General features: G+C 68.7%; 16 protein-coding genes and 1 pseudogene. 15 read left to right on the top strand and 2 right to left on the bottom strand.

Annotation, left to right across the window (positions count from 1 at the left end; translation table 11 throughout):
* The 5 genes and pseudogenes from A5781_RS26580 to hisI all read left to right on the top strand — a co-directional run.
* Window positions 1-167, top strand: a pseudogene (locus A5781_RS26580) (hypothetical protein); the annotation flags it as partial.
* Between the two features lie 20 nt (window positions 168-187).
* Entirely contained in the window at window positions 188-919 is a 732-nt protein-coding gene (gene priA, locus A5781_RS18655; RefSeq protein WP_067209648.1) for a bifunctional 1-(5-phosphoribosyl)-5-((5-phosphoribosylamino)methylideneamino)imidazole-4-carboxamide isomerase/phosphoribosylanthranilate isomerase PriA, read from the top strand.
* 4 nt (window positions 920-923) lie between these two features.
* On the top strand, window positions 924-1727 hold the full coding sequence (locus A5781_RS18650) for an inositol monophosphatase (protein WP_067209645.1): 804 nt from the start codon (window positions 924-926) through the stop codon (window positions 1725-1727).
* 1 nt (window position 1728) lies between these two features.
* Window positions 1729-2514: an imidazole glycerol phosphate synthase subunit HisF gene (gene hisF, locus A5781_RS18645; protein WP_067209642.1), complete on the top strand. Its 786-nt coding sequence runs from the start codon at window positions 1729-1731 to the stop codon at window positions 2512-2514.
* Complete coding sequence (gene hisI / locus A5781_RS18640; RefSeq protein WP_067209639.1) at window positions 2511-2858, top strand: phosphoribosyl-AMP cyclohydrolase; 348 nt, start codon at window positions 2511-2513, stop codon at window positions 2856-2858. Before hisF ends, hisI begins: the two co-directional genes overlap by 4 nt.
* Window positions 2859-2888: 30 nt before the next feature.
* Here the strand turns inward: hisI and A5781_RS18635 are convergent, their stop codons facing one another.
* Complete coding sequence (locus A5781_RS18635; protein ID WP_082939422.1) at window positions 2889-3245, bottom strand: WhiB family transcriptional regulator; 357 nt, start codon at window positions 3243-3245, stop codon at window positions 2889-2891.
* Window positions 3246-3518: 273 nt separating this feature from the next.
* On the opposite strand from A5781_RS18635, the gene A5781_RS18630 reads away from it, so the two are divergent.
* Window positions 3519-4613: a calcium:proton antiporter gene (locus tag A5781_RS18630; RefSeq protein ID WP_067209636.1), complete on the top strand. Its 1095-nt coding sequence runs from the start codon at window positions 3519-3521 to the stop codon at window positions 4611-4613.
* Here A5781_RS18630 and A5781_RS18625 read toward each other — a convergent pair.
* Complete coding sequence (locus tag A5781_RS18625) at window positions 4603-5073, bottom strand: peroxiredoxin (protein ID WP_067209633.1); 471 nt, start codon at window positions 5071-5073, stop codon at window positions 4603-4605. The two genes, A5781_RS18630 and A5781_RS18625, sit on opposite strands and share 11 nt — an antisense overlap.
* Window positions 5074-5126: 53 nt before the next feature.
* Between A5781_RS18625 and A5781_RS18620 the strand changes: the two genes are divergently transcribed.
* The 9 genes from A5781_RS18620 (at window position 5127) to A5781_RS18580 (ending at window position 14739) form a co-directional block, all read left to right on the top strand.
* Window positions 5127-6665 carry an anthranilate synthase component I gene (locus A5781_RS18620; protein ID WP_067209630.1) on the top strand — a complete coding sequence of 513 codons (1539 nt, stop codon included), beginning with the start codon at window positions 5127-5129 and terminating at the stop codon, window positions 6663-6665.
* On the top strand, window positions 6658-7347 hold the full coding sequence (locus A5781_RS18615) for a TIGR02234 family membrane protein (protein WP_067209626.1): 690 nt from the start codon (window positions 6658-6660) through the stop codon (window positions 7345-7347). The genes A5781_RS18620 and A5781_RS18615 overlap by 8 nt, the downstream gene beginning before the upstream one ends.
* Before the next feature lie 113 nt (window positions 7348-7460).
* Complete coding sequence (gene trpC, locus A5781_RS18610) at window positions 7461-8279, top strand: indole-3-glycerol phosphate synthase TrpC (protein ID WP_066953187.1); 819 nt, start codon at window positions 7461-7463, stop codon at window positions 8277-8279.
* 74 nt (window positions 8280-8353) lie between these two features.
* Entirely contained in the window at window positions 8354-9616 is a 1263-nt protein-coding gene (gene trpB / locus A5781_RS18605; protein WP_067209622.1) for a tryptophan synthase subunit beta, read from the top strand.
* Window positions 9613-10425 (top strand): tryptophan synthase subunit alpha, encoded by an 813-nt coding sequence (gene trpA / locus A5781_RS18600; protein ID WP_067209618.1) that lies wholly within the window; start codon window positions 9613-9615, stop codon window positions 10423-10425. The genes trpB and trpA overlap by 4 nt, the downstream gene beginning before the upstream one ends.
* On the top strand, window positions 10425-11879 hold the full coding sequence (locus tag A5781_RS18595) for a prolipoprotein diacylglyceryl transferase (protein ID WP_067209615.1): 1455 nt from the start codon (window positions 10425-10427) through the stop codon (window positions 11877-11879). The genes trpA and A5781_RS18595 overlap by 1 nt, the downstream gene beginning before the upstream one ends.
* Window positions 11880-11907: 28 nt before the next feature.
* Entirely contained in the window at window positions 11908-12339 is a 432-nt protein-coding gene (locus A5781_RS18590) for a DUF2752 domain-containing protein (protein WP_082939421.1), read from the top strand.
* Between the two features lie 66 nt (window positions 12340-12405).
* Complete coding sequence (gene pyk / locus A5781_RS18585; RefSeq protein WP_067209610.1) at window positions 12406-13824, top strand: pyruvate kinase; 1419 nt, start codon at window positions 12406-12408, stop codon at window positions 13822-13824.
* 18 nt (window positions 13825-13842) lie between these two features.
* The gene (locus A5781_RS18580) at window positions 13843-14739 is read left to right on the top strand and encodes an acyl-CoA thioesterase II (protein ID WP_067209605.1); all 897 of its coding nucleotides are present in this window, start codon (window positions 13843-13845) and stop codon (window positions 14737-14739) included.
* Window positions 14740-14802: the final 63 nt, after the last annotated feature.

Below are 14802 nucleotides of genomic sequence, written 5' to 3'. Positions count from 1 at the left end.
TATGCGATCGTCGGCAGCGTCAGATGTGTATAAGAGACAGGGCATCCAGCCGGGTGCCCTTCCTGGCCGCCGTCGAGCAAGGGCCGCTGTCGGCCACCCAGTTCCACCCCGAAAAGAGCGGGGATGCCGGTGCGGCGGTGCTGCACAACTGGATCGAGGCACTGTGACGAACGGCTTGGGAGGGAATGTGTTGATCTTGTTGCCCGCGGTCGACGTGGTCGACGGCCGCGCCGTGCGGCTGGTCCAGGGCAAGGCGGGCAGCGAAACCGAATACGGCTCGGCGCTGGACGCGGCGCTGAACTGGCAGCGCGACGGGGCGGAATGGATCCACCTGGTCGACCTGGACGCGGCGTTCGGGCGCGGCTCGAACCGCGAACTGCTGGCCGAGGTGGTCGGCAAGCTCGACGTGCAGGTCGAGCTGTCCGGTGGGATCCGTGACGACGACTCGCTGGCCGCGGCGCTGGCCACCGGCTGCGCCCGGGTCAACCTGGGCACGGCGGCCTTGGAGAACCCCCAGTGGTGTGCCCGCGCGATCAGCGAGCACGGCGACAAGGTGGCCGTGGGACTGGACGTCCAGATCGTCGACGGACAGCACCGACTGCGCGGACGCGGCTGGGAAACCGATGGCGGCGACCTGTGGGAAGTGCTGGAACGCCTTGACGGCGAAGGGTGTTCGCGCTTCGTCGTCACCGACGTCACCAAGGACGGCACGCTGGGCGGCCCCAACCTCGACCTGCTGGCCGCCGTCGCCGAGCGCACCGACGCCCCGGTGATCGCCTCCGGCGGCGTGTCGAGCCTGGACGACCTGCGCGCGATCGCGACCCTCACCGACCGCGGGGTCGAGGGCGCCATCGTGGGCAAAGCCCTCTACGCCGGGCGGTTCACCCTGCCGCAGGCGCTGGCCGCGGTCGCGGGGTAGGGCCGTGGCGGACCTGGACGCGTTGGTGGAGAAGGCTTCGGCGATCCTCGACGACGCCACCGAGCCGTTCCTGGCCGGCCACCGCGCCGATTCGGCGGTCCAGAAGAAGGGCAACGACTTCGCCACCGACGTCGACCTCGCGATCGAGCGGCAGGTGGTCGGCGCGCTGGAAGAGACGACCGGCATCGGTGTGCACGGTGAGGAGTTCGGCGGCGCCGACGTCAACTCGGAGTGGGTGTGGGTGTTGGACCCCGTCGACGGCACGTTCAACTACGCGGCCGGATCGCCGATGGCGGGGATCCTGCTCGGCCTGCTGCATCACGGCGACCCGGTCGCCGGGCTGACCTGGCTGCCCTTCGTCGACCAGCGCTACACCGCGGTGGTGGACGGTCCGTTGATGAAAAACGGTGTCGCGCAGCCGCCGCTGGCCGACATCGACCTGGCCGACGCCCTCATCGGCGCCGGCTCGTTCAGCGCCGACGCGCGGGGCCGGTTCCCGGGGCGCTACCGGATCGCGGTGCTGGAGAATCTGAGCCGGGTCTCGTCGCGGTTGCGGATGCACGGGTCCACCGGACTCGACCTGGCCTACGTTGCCGACGGAGTCCTTGGTGGCTCGATCAGTTTCGGCGGTCATGTGTGGGACCACGCCGCCGGCGTCGCGCTGGTGCGGGCGGCGGGTGGTGTCGTGACCGACGTCCACGGTGAGCCGTGGAGCCCCGCGTCGGATTCCGCACTGGCCGCGGGCCCCCGCGCACACGCCGAGATACTCGAGCTCCTGCGCAACACGGGCCGACCGGAGGACTTCTGAGATGTCCACCGCTAATGGCCTTGCGGTGCGGGTGATTCCGTGCCTGGACGTCGACGCCGGACGAGTCGTCAAGGGGGTCAACTTCGAAAACCTCCGCGACGCGGGCGATCCCGTCGAGCTCGCGGCCGCCTACGACGCCGAGGGCGCCGACGAGCTCACCTTTCTCGACGTCACCGCCTCGTCTTCGGGCCGGGCGACCATGCTGGACGTGGTGCGCCGCACGGCCGAACAGGTTTTCATTCCGCTGACCGTCGGCGGCGGGGTTCGCACGGTGGCCGACGTCGACGTCTTGCTGCGCGCGGGGGCCGACAAGGTTTCGATCAACACGGCCGCGATCGCCCGGCCCGACCTGCTGGAAGAAATGGCGCGGCAGTTCGGCTCGCAATGCATCGTGCTGTCGGTCGACGCCCGCACGGTCCCCCCGGGATCGGTGCCCACACCGTCCGGTTGGGAGGTCACAACCCACGGCGGACGCCGCGGGACGGGGATCGACGCCGTCGAGTGGGCTTCCCGCGGTGCCGATCTGGGCGTGGGGGAGATCCTGCTGAACTCGATGGACGCCGACGGCACCAAGGCCGGGTTCGACCTGCCGATGCTGCAGGCGGTGCGCTCGGCGGTCACGGTGCCGGTGATCGCCAGCGGCGGCGCCGGCGCGGTCGAGCACTTCGCGCCCGCCGTCGCCGCCGGGGCCGATGCGGTGTTGGCGGCCAGCGTCTTTCACTTCCGGGAGCTGACCATCGGCCAGGTGAAGGCCGCGATGGCCGCCGAAGGGATCACCGTGCGATGACGCTGGACCCACGGATCGCCGCGCGGCTGAAGCGCAACGCCGACGGCCTGTTCACCGCCGTCGTGCAGGAGCGTGGCACCGGCGACGTGCTGATGGTCGCCTGGATGGACGACGCGGCGCTGGCCCGCACGCTCGAAACCCGTGAGGCGACCTATTTTTCGCGGTCCCGCGGCGAGCAGTGGGTCAAGGGCGCGACGTCCGGTCACACCCAACACGTCCACTCGGTGCGCCTGGATTGCGACGGCGACACCGTGCTGCTGACGGTCGACCAGGTGGGGGCCGCCTGCCACACCGGCGACCACAGCTGCTTCGACGCCGATCTGCTGCTGGCGCCGGAGTCCTAGGTTGCTGTTGCCCGAGCGGGCGCCCCGGCACTAAATCGCGGCGCGACGCTGCCGCCGGGCGGCGGCCAGGAAGTCGACCCAGGACACGACGTCGGAGTGCTGCCTGAGCAGGGCGCGCCGCTGACGTTCCGTCATGCCGCCCCAGACTCCCCACTCGACCCGGTTTTCCAGCGCATCGGCGCCGCACTCCAGGACCACCGGGCAGTGCCGGCAGATCGTCGCGGCCCTTCTCTGGGCGGCGCCGCGAACGAACAACTCATCTGGGTCGCCGGTGCGACAGAGTGCTTTGGAAACCCAGGCGTCGCGGTCCTCAATCTTCACACTGCGGAGATGATTTCGAATCGGACCGTTGGCGCCGCTTTCTGCGGTGGTTCGAGTAGCTAACACCGCTTCCCCCTTTGCTCCGGCCGCGCTGAGAGTTCAGCGTTCGGATATATGGTTGTCGTGACTTGTCGTGACTTCCCTCCGGCCGAGCCCGTGTAAACCCGAGGCGTGTTGGGACCTTATGAAACGCCGTCGGGCAAACGTAGGGGCTTTGGTCGCATACCTCCGAGGACTTTCGACTCAAAGGCGTCGCGGCATCACCGCCGCACGGGCCGAAAAATCAGGACCGAGGTCCGAAGTCGCCCGATCGCGAGCCGTGGATGAGAATGGCGGTCGATGTTGAGACGGGTGTCGTGGACCGCGGTCGTACCGCTGCTTGCCGTCGGCGTGCTGGCCGTGATCTGGGGCGAGAAGCTGGGCCCGGCATTGGTCGCGCTGGCGGCGGCGTTGCTCATCGGAGCCGTGCTGGCCGCGGTGCACCACGCGGAGGTGGTCGCGGCCCGGGTCGGTGAGCCGTTCGGCTCGCTGGTGCTCGCGGCCGCGGTGACCGTGATCGAGGTGGCGCTCATCGTCTCGCTCATGGCGTCCGGGGGCAACGAGGCCGCGACCCTGGCCAGGGACACCGTCTTCGCCGCGGCGATGATCACCACCAACGGCATTGCGGGGTTATCGCTGCTGCTCGGCTCGCGGCGCTACGGCGTGACGCTGTTCAACGCCGAGGGCAGTGGCGCCGCGCTGGCCACGGTCACCACGCTGGCGACGCTGAGCCTGGTGCTGCCCGCGTTCACCACCAGCCAAGTGGGCAGGGAGTTCTCCCCGGGCCAACTGACGTTCGCGGCGGTCGCGTCATTGCTGGTCTATCTGGTTTTCGTCTTCACGCAGACGGTGCGCCACCGCGACTTCTTCCTGCCGGTCGCGCAGAAGGGCCAGAAGAAGCGGCTGTTCGAGGATGAAAGCCACGCCGAGCCGCCGAGCCGCGGCGCCGCGCTGGGCAGTCTGGGGCTGCTGCTGGTCGCCCTCGTCGCGGTGGTGGGACTGGCCGAGGAGGAGTCACCGGCCGTCGAGAGCGCGGTGACAGCGGTGGGCTTCCCGCAGTCATTCGTCGGCGTGGTGATCGCCGCGCTGGTGCTGTTGCCGGAGACCCTGGCGGCCGCGCGCACCGCGCGCCAGGGCCGCATCCAGACCAGCCTCAACCTGGCGTATGGCTCGGCGATGGCCAGCATCGGGCTCACCATCCCGGTGATCGCCCTGGCGTCCATCTGGCTCAAGGGACCGTTGGTGCTCGGCCTGGGCCCCATTCAACTGGTGCTGCTAGCGCTGACGGTCGTGATCAGCATGCTGACGGTCGTACCCGGGCGCGCCACCCGGCTGCAGGGCGAGCTGCATCTGGTACTGCTCGCCGCCTACGTGTTCCTGGCGATCAGCCCCTAGGCGCTGACCGGCTGCGCAGTGTCTCCAATGCCTTGTCGGCGTGGGTGTCCATGCTGAACTCGCTGGAAATCACGTTGAGCACCGTGCGATCGGTGTCGATGACAAAGGTGGTGCGCTTGACCGGCAGCAGCTTGCCGAGCAGGCCACGCTTGACGCCGAACTGCGCGGCGACGGTGCCCTCGGTGTCCGACAGCAGCGGGTAGTCGAACTTCTGCATGTCGGCGAACTTGGCCTGCTTCTGCACGGGATCGGCGCTGATGCCGACCCGATTGGCGCCCACGGCGGCGAATTCCGCGGCCAGGTCGCGGAAATGACAGGCCTCCTTGGTGCAGCCGGGCGTCATCGCGGCGGGGTAGAAGAACAGCACCACCGGGCCGCCGGAGAGCAACTCGCTGAGCTTGCGCGGCGTCCCCGTCTGATCGGGAAGTTCGAAGTCCTCGACGGTGTCACCAGTATTCATGGGCGTCAGGCTACGCCCGATGGCCTGATCAGCCCATCTGCGAGGATGGTTCGGTGCACGCCCACCTCGCCGCGACGACCTCCCGAGAGGACTTCCGCCAGCTCGCAGCCGAGCACCGCGTGGTTCCCGTGACCCGCAAGGTGCTGGCCGACAGCGAGACGCCGCTGTCGGCCTACCGCAAGCTGGCCGCCAATCGCCCGGGCACGTTCCTGCTGGAATCCGCCGAGCACGGCCGATCCTGGTCGCGGTGGTCGTTCATCGGCGCCGGCGCGCCGTCGGCGCTGACCGTCCGCGACGGGGAAGCGGTCTGGCTGGGCGCCGTGCCGCAGGACGCGCCCACCGGCGGCGACCCGCTGCGCGTGCTGCGGGCCACCCTCGAGCTGCTGGCCACCGGCACCCTGCCCGGACTGCCGCCGCTGTCCGGCGGCATGGTCGGGTTGTTCGCCTACGACATGGTGCGGCGCCTGGAACGCCTGCCCGAGCTGGCCGTCGACGACCTGCAGTTGCCGGACATGTTGCTGCTGCTGGCCACCGACGTGGCGGCGGTCGACCACCACGAGGGCACCATCACGCTGATCGCCAACGCGGTGAACTGGAACGGCACCGACGAGCGGGTCGACGAGGCCTACGACGACGCGCTCGCGCGCCTGGACGTGATGACCTCGGCGCTCGGCCAGCCGCTGCCGTCGACGGTCGCCACGTTCGACCGGCCCGAGCCGCGGTACCGCTCGCAGCGCACCGTCGAGGAGTACGGGAAGATCGTCGACTACCTCGTCGAGCAGATCGCCGCAGGCGAGGCGTTCCAGGTCGTCCCCTCCCAGCGCTTCGAGATGGATACCGCCGTCGACCCGATCGACGTGTACCGGATGTTGCGGGTCACCAACCCGAGCCCGTACATGTACCTGCTGCATGTGCCGAATGGCAGTGGTGGGACGGACTTTTCGGTCGTCGGTTCCAGTCCGGAGGCGCTGGTCACCGTCACGGAGGGCTGGGCGACGACGCACCCGATCGCCGGCACGCGGTGGCGCGGGCAGACCGAGGAAGAGGATCAGCTGCTGGAGAAGGAACTGCTGGCCGACGAGAAGGAGCGCGCCGAGCACCTGATGCTGGTGGACCTGGGCCGCAACGACCTCGGCCGGGTCTGCGCGCCGGGCACCGTGCGCGTCGAGGATTACAGCCACATCGAGCGCTACAGCCACGTCATGCACCTGGTGTCGACGGTGACCGGGATGCTCGCCGAGGGCCGGACCGCCCTGGATGCGGTGACCGCCTGCTTCCCGGCCGGCACGCTGTCTGGCGCACCGAAGGTGCGGGCGATGGAGCTGATCGAGGAGGTGGAGAAGACGCGTCGCGGCCTCTACGGCGGCGTCGTCGGCTACCTCGACTTCGCCGGCAACGCCGACTTCGCGATCGCCATCCGCACCGCGCTGATGCGCGACGGCACCGCGTATGTGCAGGCCGGCGGGGGTGTGGTGGCCGACTCGAACGGGCCCTACGAGTACACCGAGGCCGCCAACAAGGCGCGCGCGGTGCTCAACGCGATCGCCGCCGCCGAGACGCTGACCGCCCCGGATACCGGCCGCCATGACTGAGGCCAGGCCGAGTCGGCGGGCCCGGCTGACCGTCGGGGTGGCCCAGGTGTTGCTGGTGGGATCCGCGGCGGCGCTGTGGGCGGCGTCCCGGCTGCCGTGGGTGGTGATCCGGTCGTTCGACGGGCTGGGACCGCCGCGCGAGGTGACGCTGTCCGGCGCGTCGTGGTCGACGGCGTTGTTGCCGTTGGCGGTGCTCATGCTGGCGACGGCCGTGGCGGCGATCGCGGTGCGCGGCTGGCCGTTGCGCGTGCTGGCGGGGCTGCTGGCGGTGGCCAGCCTGGCGGTCGGATATCTCGGGGTCAGCCTGTGGGTGCTGCCGGACGTCGCCGTGCGCGGGGCCGATCTGGCGCACGTCGCCCTGATGTCGCTGGTGGGCAGCGAGCGACGGTATTGGGGAGCGGGCATCGCGGTGGCGGCGGCGGCGTGCACCCTGATCGCGGCCGTCCTGTTGCTGCGATCGGCCGGAGATTCCGGGTCGGCCCAGTTGAGCGCGGAAAAGTATGCGGCGCCGGCGACGCGCCGCTCAAATGCGCTACGCGAGGGCACCGATGGCGCGATGCTGGAGAAGCCGGAGACGCCGGAAATGTCGGAGCGGATGATCTGGGACGCGCTTGACGAGGGCTGTGACCCAACGCGTGACCCGACCGATCGGCCGCACGGCTCGGACACCGAGGGTCGGTGACGGGCCGCCAGCCGAGGGCCGCTACCCTTCATTCACGTCGTCGCGATCGACCGGAGTTCGTCAGGTAGGCCGTCGGGTGGCGATGGGTAACGGCGCGAAGGGAAGCAACAGGCATGAGTCCGGCTACCGTGCTTGACTCCATCCTCGAGGGAGTCCGGGCCGACGTTGCCGCGCGCGAAGCCCTCATCAGCCTGTCCGAAATCAAGGCCGCCGCTGCCGCCGCCGCGCCGCCGCGTGACGTGATGGCCGCCCTGCGCGAGCCCGGCATCGGCGTCATCGCCGAAGTGAAGCGCGCCAGTCCGTCGGCGGGATCCCTGGCGACCATTGCCGATCCGGCGAAACTGGCCCGGGCCTACGAGGACGGCGGAGCCCGGATCATCAGCGTTCTGACCGAGGAGCGCCGTTTCCACGGCTCCCTCGACGACCTCGACGCCGTTCGGGCCGCGGTCTCGATACCGGTGTTGCGCAAAGACTTTGTCGTGCAGCCATATCAGATCCACGAGGCCCGCGCCCACGGGGCCGACATGCTGCTGCTCATCGTGGCCGCGCTGGACCAGTCGGCTCTGGTATCGATGCTCGACCGCACCGAATCACTGGGCATGACAGCCCTTGTCGAGGTGCACACCGAGGAGGAGGCCGACCGGGCGCTGAAGGCCGGGGCCAACGTAATCGGTGTCAACGCGCGCGATCTCGCCACGCTGGAGGTCGACCGGGACTGCTTCGCGCGGATCGCGCCCGGGCTGCCCAGCAACGTGATCAGGATCGCCGAGTCCGGTGTCCGTGGCACCGGGGACCTGTTGGCCTATGCCGGTGCCGGCGCGGACGCCGTCTTGGTCGGCGAGGGTTTGGTCAAAAGCGGTGACCCGCGCGCCGCGGTCGCCGACCTGGTCACCGCGGGTACCCACCCGTCCTGCCCGAAACCGTCCCGCTAGTCGTTAAGTCAGTTGAAGAGCCCCGGCGCTGAAACGTTGAACCCGATGAGCCGTCCCCGCGTAGAGCCTTGGTGATGGTCAACCTGTCCCGCCCGGACCTTCCCCTTCCGAGTGCAGCCGTCGCCGAACCCACCCGTCACGAACCGGACGCCGGTGGTCATTTCGGTCTCTACGGCGGACGCTACGTCGCGGAGGCGTTGATGGCTGTGATCGAAGAGGTCACCGCCGCTTACGAGAAGGAACGCATCAACCCCGATTTCCTGGACACCTTGGACGACCTGCAGGTCAACTACGCCGGCCGGCCGTCACCGCTGTACGAGGCCGCCCGGCTGTCCGAACATGCCGGCTCGGCGCGCATCTTCCTCAAGCGAGAAGACCTGAACCACACCGGTTCTCACAAGATCAACAACGTCCTCGGTCAGGCCCTGCTGGCCAAGAGAATGGGCAAGAACCGGGTCATCGCCGAGACCGGCGCCGGCCAGCACGGCGTCGCCACGGCCACCGCGTGCGCGCTGCTCGGCCTGGAATGCGTCATCTACATGGGTGCCGTGGACACCGCCCGCCAGGCGCTCAACGTGGCGCGGATGCGGTTGCTGGGCGCGGAGGTGGTGTCGGTCCAGAGCGGCTCGAAAACGCTCAAAGATGCCATCAACGAGGCGTTTCGGGACTGGGTGACCAACTCCGACACCACCTACTACTGCTTCGGCACCGCGGCGGGGCCGCATCCCTTTCCGGCGATGGTGCGCGATTTTCAGCGAATCATCGGGTTGGAGGCGCGCGTGCAGATCCAGGCCCAGGCCGGCCGGTTGCCTGACGCGGTGGTGGCCTGTGTCGGGGGCGGATCCAACGCGATCGGGATCTTCCACCCGTTCATCGACGACCCGGGGGTGCGCCTGGTCGGCTTCGAGGCGGCCGGCGACGGCGTCGAAACGGGAAGGCACGCAGCAACATTCGCCGGCGGTTCGCCGGGGGCTTTCCAGGGGTCGTTCTCTTACCTGCTGCAGGACGAGGACGGGCAGACCATCGAATCCCATTCGATCTCAGCGGGTCTCGATTATCCGGGGGTGGGCCCCGAACACGCATATCTCAAGGAGATCGGGCGTGCCGAATACCGGCCGATCACCGACTCCGAGGCGATGGATGCGTTCGCGCTGCTGTGCCGCACCGAGGGAATCATTCCGGCCATCGAATCTGCGCACGCGATCGCCGGTGCGGTCAAGCTCGGCCTCGAATTGGGGCAGGGCGCCATCATCGTGGTGAACCTGTCGGGCCGGGGTGACAAGGACGTCGAGACGGCCGCGAAATGGTTCGGCTTGATGGGGCCCAGCGAGCGATGACCGTGGAACAAAAGCAAGCCAGCCGGCTAGGGCCGGTTTTCGACATGTGCCGCAAAGACAATCGCGCGGCGCTGATCGGTTATCTGCCCACCGGCTACCCCGACGTGGCGGGTTCGGTCGACGGAATGCTCGCCCTGGTCGAATCCGGCTGCGACATCATCGAAGTCGGTGTGCCGTATTCGGATCCCGGCATGGACGGGCCGACCATCGCCCGGGCCACCGAGGTCGCGCTGCACGGGGGGGTGCGGGTGCGGGACACCCTGGCCGCGGTCGAGGCGATCAGGGCGGCCGGCGGCCGCGCGGTGGTGATGACCTATTGGAATCCGGTGCTGCGGTATGGGGTCGACGCGTTCGCGCGGGATCTCGCGTCGGCCGGTGGGCAGGGCATGATCACTCCAGATCTCATCCCCGACGAAGCCGGCCAGTGGCTGGCCGCAGCTGAGGAGCATCGGTTGGATCGCATTTTTCTGGTGGCGCCCTCGTCGACGCCGCAACGGCTGGCGATGACGGTCGAGGCGTCGCGCGGGTTCGTCTACGCTGCTTCCACGATGGGGGTCACCGGGGCGCGTGACGCGGTGTCGAACGCCGCGCCCGAACTGGTGCAACGGGTGAAGGCGGTGTCGGACATACCCGTCGGTGTCGGCCTGGGGGTGCGGTCGCGAGAGCAGGCGGCGCAGATCGGCAGCTACGCCGACGGCGTCATCGTCGGCTCCGCGCTGGTATCGGCGCTCGGTGAGGGCGGGTTGCCCGCGCTGCGGGCGCTGACCGAGGAGTTGGCGGCAGGCGTTCGGCAGAAGGCATCCGCCTGATGACGATGTTGCCGACGTATTTTCCCAGCCCGCCACAGGGTGTTTGGCACCTCGGGCCGCTGCCCATTCGCGCCTACGCGCTGTTCATCATCACCGGCATCGTGGCGGCGCTGCTGATCGGTGACCGCCGCTGGGAAGCCCGCGGCGGGCAGCGCGGGGTGATCTATGACATCGCGTTGTGGGTGGTGCCGTTCGGGTTGGTGGGCGGCCGGCTTTATCACCTGGCCACCGACTGGCGGACCTATTGGGGGCCGGGGGGCGCCGGGTTGGCCGGGGCCGTACGCATTTGGGACGGCGGCCTGGGCATCTGGGGCGCGGTAGCCCTGGGCGGCGTCGGTGCGTGGATCGCCTGCCGGCGTCACGGGATTCCGCTGCCGGCATTCGCCGACGCGATTGCGCCGGGAATCATCTTGGCGCAGGCCATCGGCCGGCTCGGCAACTATTTCAACCAGGAGCTCTACGGCCGGGAGACCACCCTGCCGTGGGGTCTGCAGATCTTCTACCGCCGTGACCCGTCGGGATACATCGACCCCCATTCGCTGGACGGTGTGTCGACGGGCCAGGTGGCACTCGTCGTGCAGCCGACGTTCCTGTACGAATTGATCTGGAACGTCCTGGTTTTCGCCGTATTGATCTACGCGGACCGACGATTCGCGTTGGGCCACGGGCGACTCTTTGCCTTGTACGTGGCCAGCTACTGCGTCGGGCGCTTCGGTGTCGAGTTGCTGCGCGACGACACCGCCACTCACATCGCGGGCATCCGGATCAATTCGTTCACATCGACTTTCGTGTTCATCGGGGCCGTGGTGTACCTCATGGTGGCGCCGAAGGGACGCGAGGCCCCCGAAAGCCTGCGCGGCAACGAGGCCGAGGAATCCGCGGAAGCGGAGCCGGCGGAAGAGCTCGCGACCGTCGCCGCAGCTGGGGCATCGACCGCGGCGGGCGCGGCCGGCACCGAATCCGCCGACGCAGCCGAAACGGATAACGCCGACGAAGCCGACGAGCCGGAAACCGCGGAGGCCGAGCCGGTCAGCGCGGAGGCGGCGGAGCCCGACGAAGCCACGGCCGAGGAGGCCGAGGCGGAAGAGGCCGAAGCCGAAGCAGAAACAGCGGAAGCCGAACAGCCCGCAGCCGAAGAGCCCGAAGCCGAAGAGGTCGACGAGGAAGAACCCGAAGAAGCCGACGCCGAACAGCCCGCAGCCGAAGAGCCCGACGCCGAAACGGAAGAACCCGAAGAAGCCGACGCGGAAGAGGCCGAAGCCGAAGAGCCCGAAGCCGAAACGGAAGAGCCCGAAGAGGCCGAAGCCGAAGAACCCGAAAAGCCCAAAGCCGAGGCGGACGAACCCGAGCCAAAGCCGTCACAGGACTCGGCCGAACCGGCTTCGGCCGCCGAGCCGTACGAGACACCACGCAGCCGGTGGCGGCTGCGAAGGAATCGGTCGTCGAACCCCTAGTGGCCGCGCCGTCTGGCATGCTGAACATGTGACGCAACCCAATTCCGCCGGGCCCGTGGCGGAGCAGTGTCACCGCCCGCGCCGGTACGTCGCAGCCGGCACCGTCGTCGTGCTCGGCGGTGCGCTCGGCTACGTCGGCCTGGTCGACCCGCACAACACCAATTCGTTGTATCCCCAGTGCCCCTTCAGATTGCTCACCGGCTGGAATTGTCCGTTCTGCGGTGGCCTGCGGATGACGCATGATCTGCTGCACGGTGGCCTGTTCGCCGCCGTCAATGACAATGTTTTCCTGTTGGTCGGCATCCCGATGCTGGCGGGCTGGCTGCTGATTCGCCGCGGCCGTGGCAGACCGGCGCTCTCGACGCCGGCGTGGCTGACGATGGTGGTGGCCATCATCGCCTGGACGGTGCTGCGTAACCTGCCCGGCTTCCCCCTGTTTCCGGCGATCAATAGTGGTTAACCACGCACAGCGCGACACCCCGTTCGGTCGGACCGTGGCGGACCCACGCGACTATGCTGGGTCGGCGTGAGTAGACGCGGGAAGATCGTCTGCACCCTTGGCCCTGCGACAAATTCGGACGAGCTGATCCTGGCGCTGGTCGAGGCGGGAATGGACGTCGCCCGGTTGAACTTCAGTCACGGCGACTACTCCGACCACAAGGCCGCCTATGAGCGGGTACGGGCCGCTTCTGACACCACCGGCCGCGCGGTCGGTGTCCTCGCCGACCTGCAGGGCCCGAAGATCAGGCTGGGCCGGTTCGCCACCGGGGCCACCTACTGGGCCGACGGCGAAACCGTGTGCATCACCGTCGCCGACTGCGAGGGCAGCCACGACCGCGTGTCGACCACCTACAAGAGGCTGGCCGCGGACGCGACGGTCGGCGACCGGGTGCTGATCGACGACGGCAACATCGGACTGGTCGTTTCAGGCATCGAGGGCGACGACGTGATCTGCACCGTGACCGAAGGCGGTCCGGTCAGCAACAACAAGGGCATGTCGCTGCCGGGGATGAATGTGACCGCTCCGGCCCTGTCGGAGAAGGACATCGAGGACCTCACGTTCGCGCTGGACCTCGGTGTCGACCTGGTCGCGCTGTCCTTCGTGCGCTCGCCGTCCGACGTCGAGCTGGTGCACGAGGTGATGGACCGGGTCGGGCGGCGGGTGCCGGTGATCGCCAAGCTGGAAAAGCCGGAAGCCGTGGACAATCTGGAAGCGATCGTGCTGGCCTTCGATGCGATCATGGTGGCCCGCGGCGACCTCGGCGTCGAGCTGCCGCTGGAAGAGGTGCCACTGGTGCAGAAGCGGGCCATCCAGATGGCCCGGGAGAACGCCAAACCCGTCATCGTGGCGACCCAGATGCTCGACTCCATGATCGAGAACTCCCGGCCGACGCGCGCCGAGGCTTCCGACGTCGCCAACGCCGTGCTCGACGGCGCCGACGCGGTGATGCTGTCCGGCGAGACGTCGGTCGGAAAGTACCCGCTGGCGGCCGTGCGGACCATGTCGCGGATCATCTGCGCCGTCGAGGACAATTCCACCGCCGCTCCACCGCTGACGCACGTGCCGCGCACCAAGCGCGGGGTGATCTCCTACGCCGCCCGCGACATCGGCGAGCGCCTGGACGCCAAGGCGCTGGTCGCCTTCACCCAGTCCGGCGACACCGTCAAGCGGCTGGCGCGCCTGCACACCCCGCTGCCGCTGCTGGCCTTCACCGCGTGGCCCGAGGTCCGCAGCCAGCTCGCCATGACGTGGGGCACCGAGACGTTCATCGTCCCGATGATGACCTCCACCGACGGCATGATCCGGCAGGTCGACAAGTCGCTGCTGGAACTCGGTCGCTACAAGCGCGGTGACCTGGTGGTGATCGTGGCCGGTGCGCCACCTGGCACAGTAGGGTCGACCAACCTTATCCACGTGCACCGGATCGGTGAGGACGACGTCTAAGCGCCGGGCAATAAGCGAATGAGCCAAGGAGAGGCCGCGATCAGCACCGATTCCGACTTCAAGGAACTGCTTGCGACCCTCGACCTCAATCGGGTCGCCGACGACCGTTTCATCGGGTCTCATCCCAGCAAGAACCCGATGCGGACATTCGGCGGCCAGCTCATGGCCCAGTCGTTCGTGGCGAGCAGCCGCACGCTGATCCGGGGCGACCTGCCGCCCAGCGCGCTGTCGGTGCACTTCATCAACGGCGGTGACACCGCCAAGGACATCGAATTCCACGTCACCCGGCTGCGTGACGAGCGGCGCTTCGCCAACCGGCGCGTGGACGCGGTGCAGGACGGCGTCCTGTTGTCCTCGGCGATGATCTCCTACATGTCCGGCGGCCGCGGCCTCGAACACGCCGTCGACCCGCCGCAGGTGGGCGAGCCCGAAACGCAGCCGCCGATCAGCGAGCTGCTTCGCGGCTACGAGGAGACCGTTCCGCACTTCGTCAACGCGCTGCAGCCGATCGAGTGGCGCTACACCAACGACCCGGCCTGGGTGATGCGCGAGAAGGGCGACCGGTTGCCGCACAACCGGGTGTGGATGAAGGCCGGCGGCACCATGCCCGACGACCCGGTGCTGCACACCGCGACCATGGTGTACTCCTCGGACACCACGGTGCTGGACTCGGTGATCACCACCCACGGACTGTCGTGGGGTTTCGACCGCATCTTCGCCGCCTCCGCCAACCATTCCGTGTGGTTTCACCGGCAGGTCGACTTCGACGACTGGGTCTTGTATTCGACGTCGTCGCCGGTGGCCGCGGATTCGCGCGGGCTCGGCACCGGCCACTTCTTCGATCGCTCCGGGCAGCTCCTCGCGACGGTGGTCCAAGAAGGGGTGCTGAAATACTTTCCGCCCGCCCGCCGATAGACAGGGTGGAGTACCCGCAGGACATCGCGGCGAAATCGGCCCGTCGGGGCCGGTATCGAGCGT

The organism is Mycobacterium sp. 852002-30065_SCH5024008, from assembly GCF_001665645.1.
In the GTDB taxonomy this organism is placed as follows: Bacteria; Actinomycetota; Actinomycetes; order Mycobacteriales; family Mycobacteriaceae; genus Mycobacterium; species Mycobacterium paraffinicum.
Note: the sequence above shows the minus strand (reverse complement) of the source record. Positions and strands in the feature narration are given on the sequence as shown.

Coding starts and splice junctions, on each gene's coding strand:
- hisI (WP_067209639.1), top strand. CDS start 2,511: ATGACGCTGGACCCACGGATCGCCGCGCGGCTGAAGCGCAACGCCGAC.
- A5781_RS18630 (WP_067209636.1), top strand. CDS start 3,519: ATGTTGAGACGGGTGTCGTGGACCGCGGTCGTACCGCTGCTTGCCGTC.
- A5781_RS18580 (WP_067209605.1), top strand. CDS start 13,843: ATGAGCCAAGGAGAGGCCGCGATCAGCACCGATTCCGACTTCAAGGAA.
- trpB (WP_067209622.1), top strand. CDS start 8,354: ATGGTCAACCTGTCCCGCCCGGACCTTCCCCTTCCGAGTGCAGCCGTC.
- A5781_RS18595 (WP_067209615.1), top strand. CDS start 10,425: ATGACGATGTTGCCGACGTATTTTCCCAGCCCGCCACAGGGTGTTTGG.
- hisF (WP_067209642.1), top strand. CDS start 1,729: ATGTCCACCGCTAATGGCCTTGCGGTGCGGGTGATTCCGTGCCTGGAC.
- trpA (WP_067209618.1), top strand. CDS start 9,613: ATGACCGTGGAACAAAAGCAAGCCAGCCGGCTAGGGCCGGTTTTCGAC.
- A5781_RS18615 (WP_067209626.1), top strand. CDS start 6,658: ATGACTGAGGCCAGGCCGAGTCGGCGGGCCCGGCTGACCGTCGGGGTG.
- A5781_RS18625 (WP_067209633.1), bottom strand. CDS start 5,073: ATGAATACTGGTGACACCGTCGAGGACTTCGAACTTCCCGATCAGACG.
- trpC (WP_066953187.1), top strand. CDS start 7,461: ATGAGTCCGGCTACCGTGCTTGACTCCATCCTCGAGGGAGTCCGGGCC.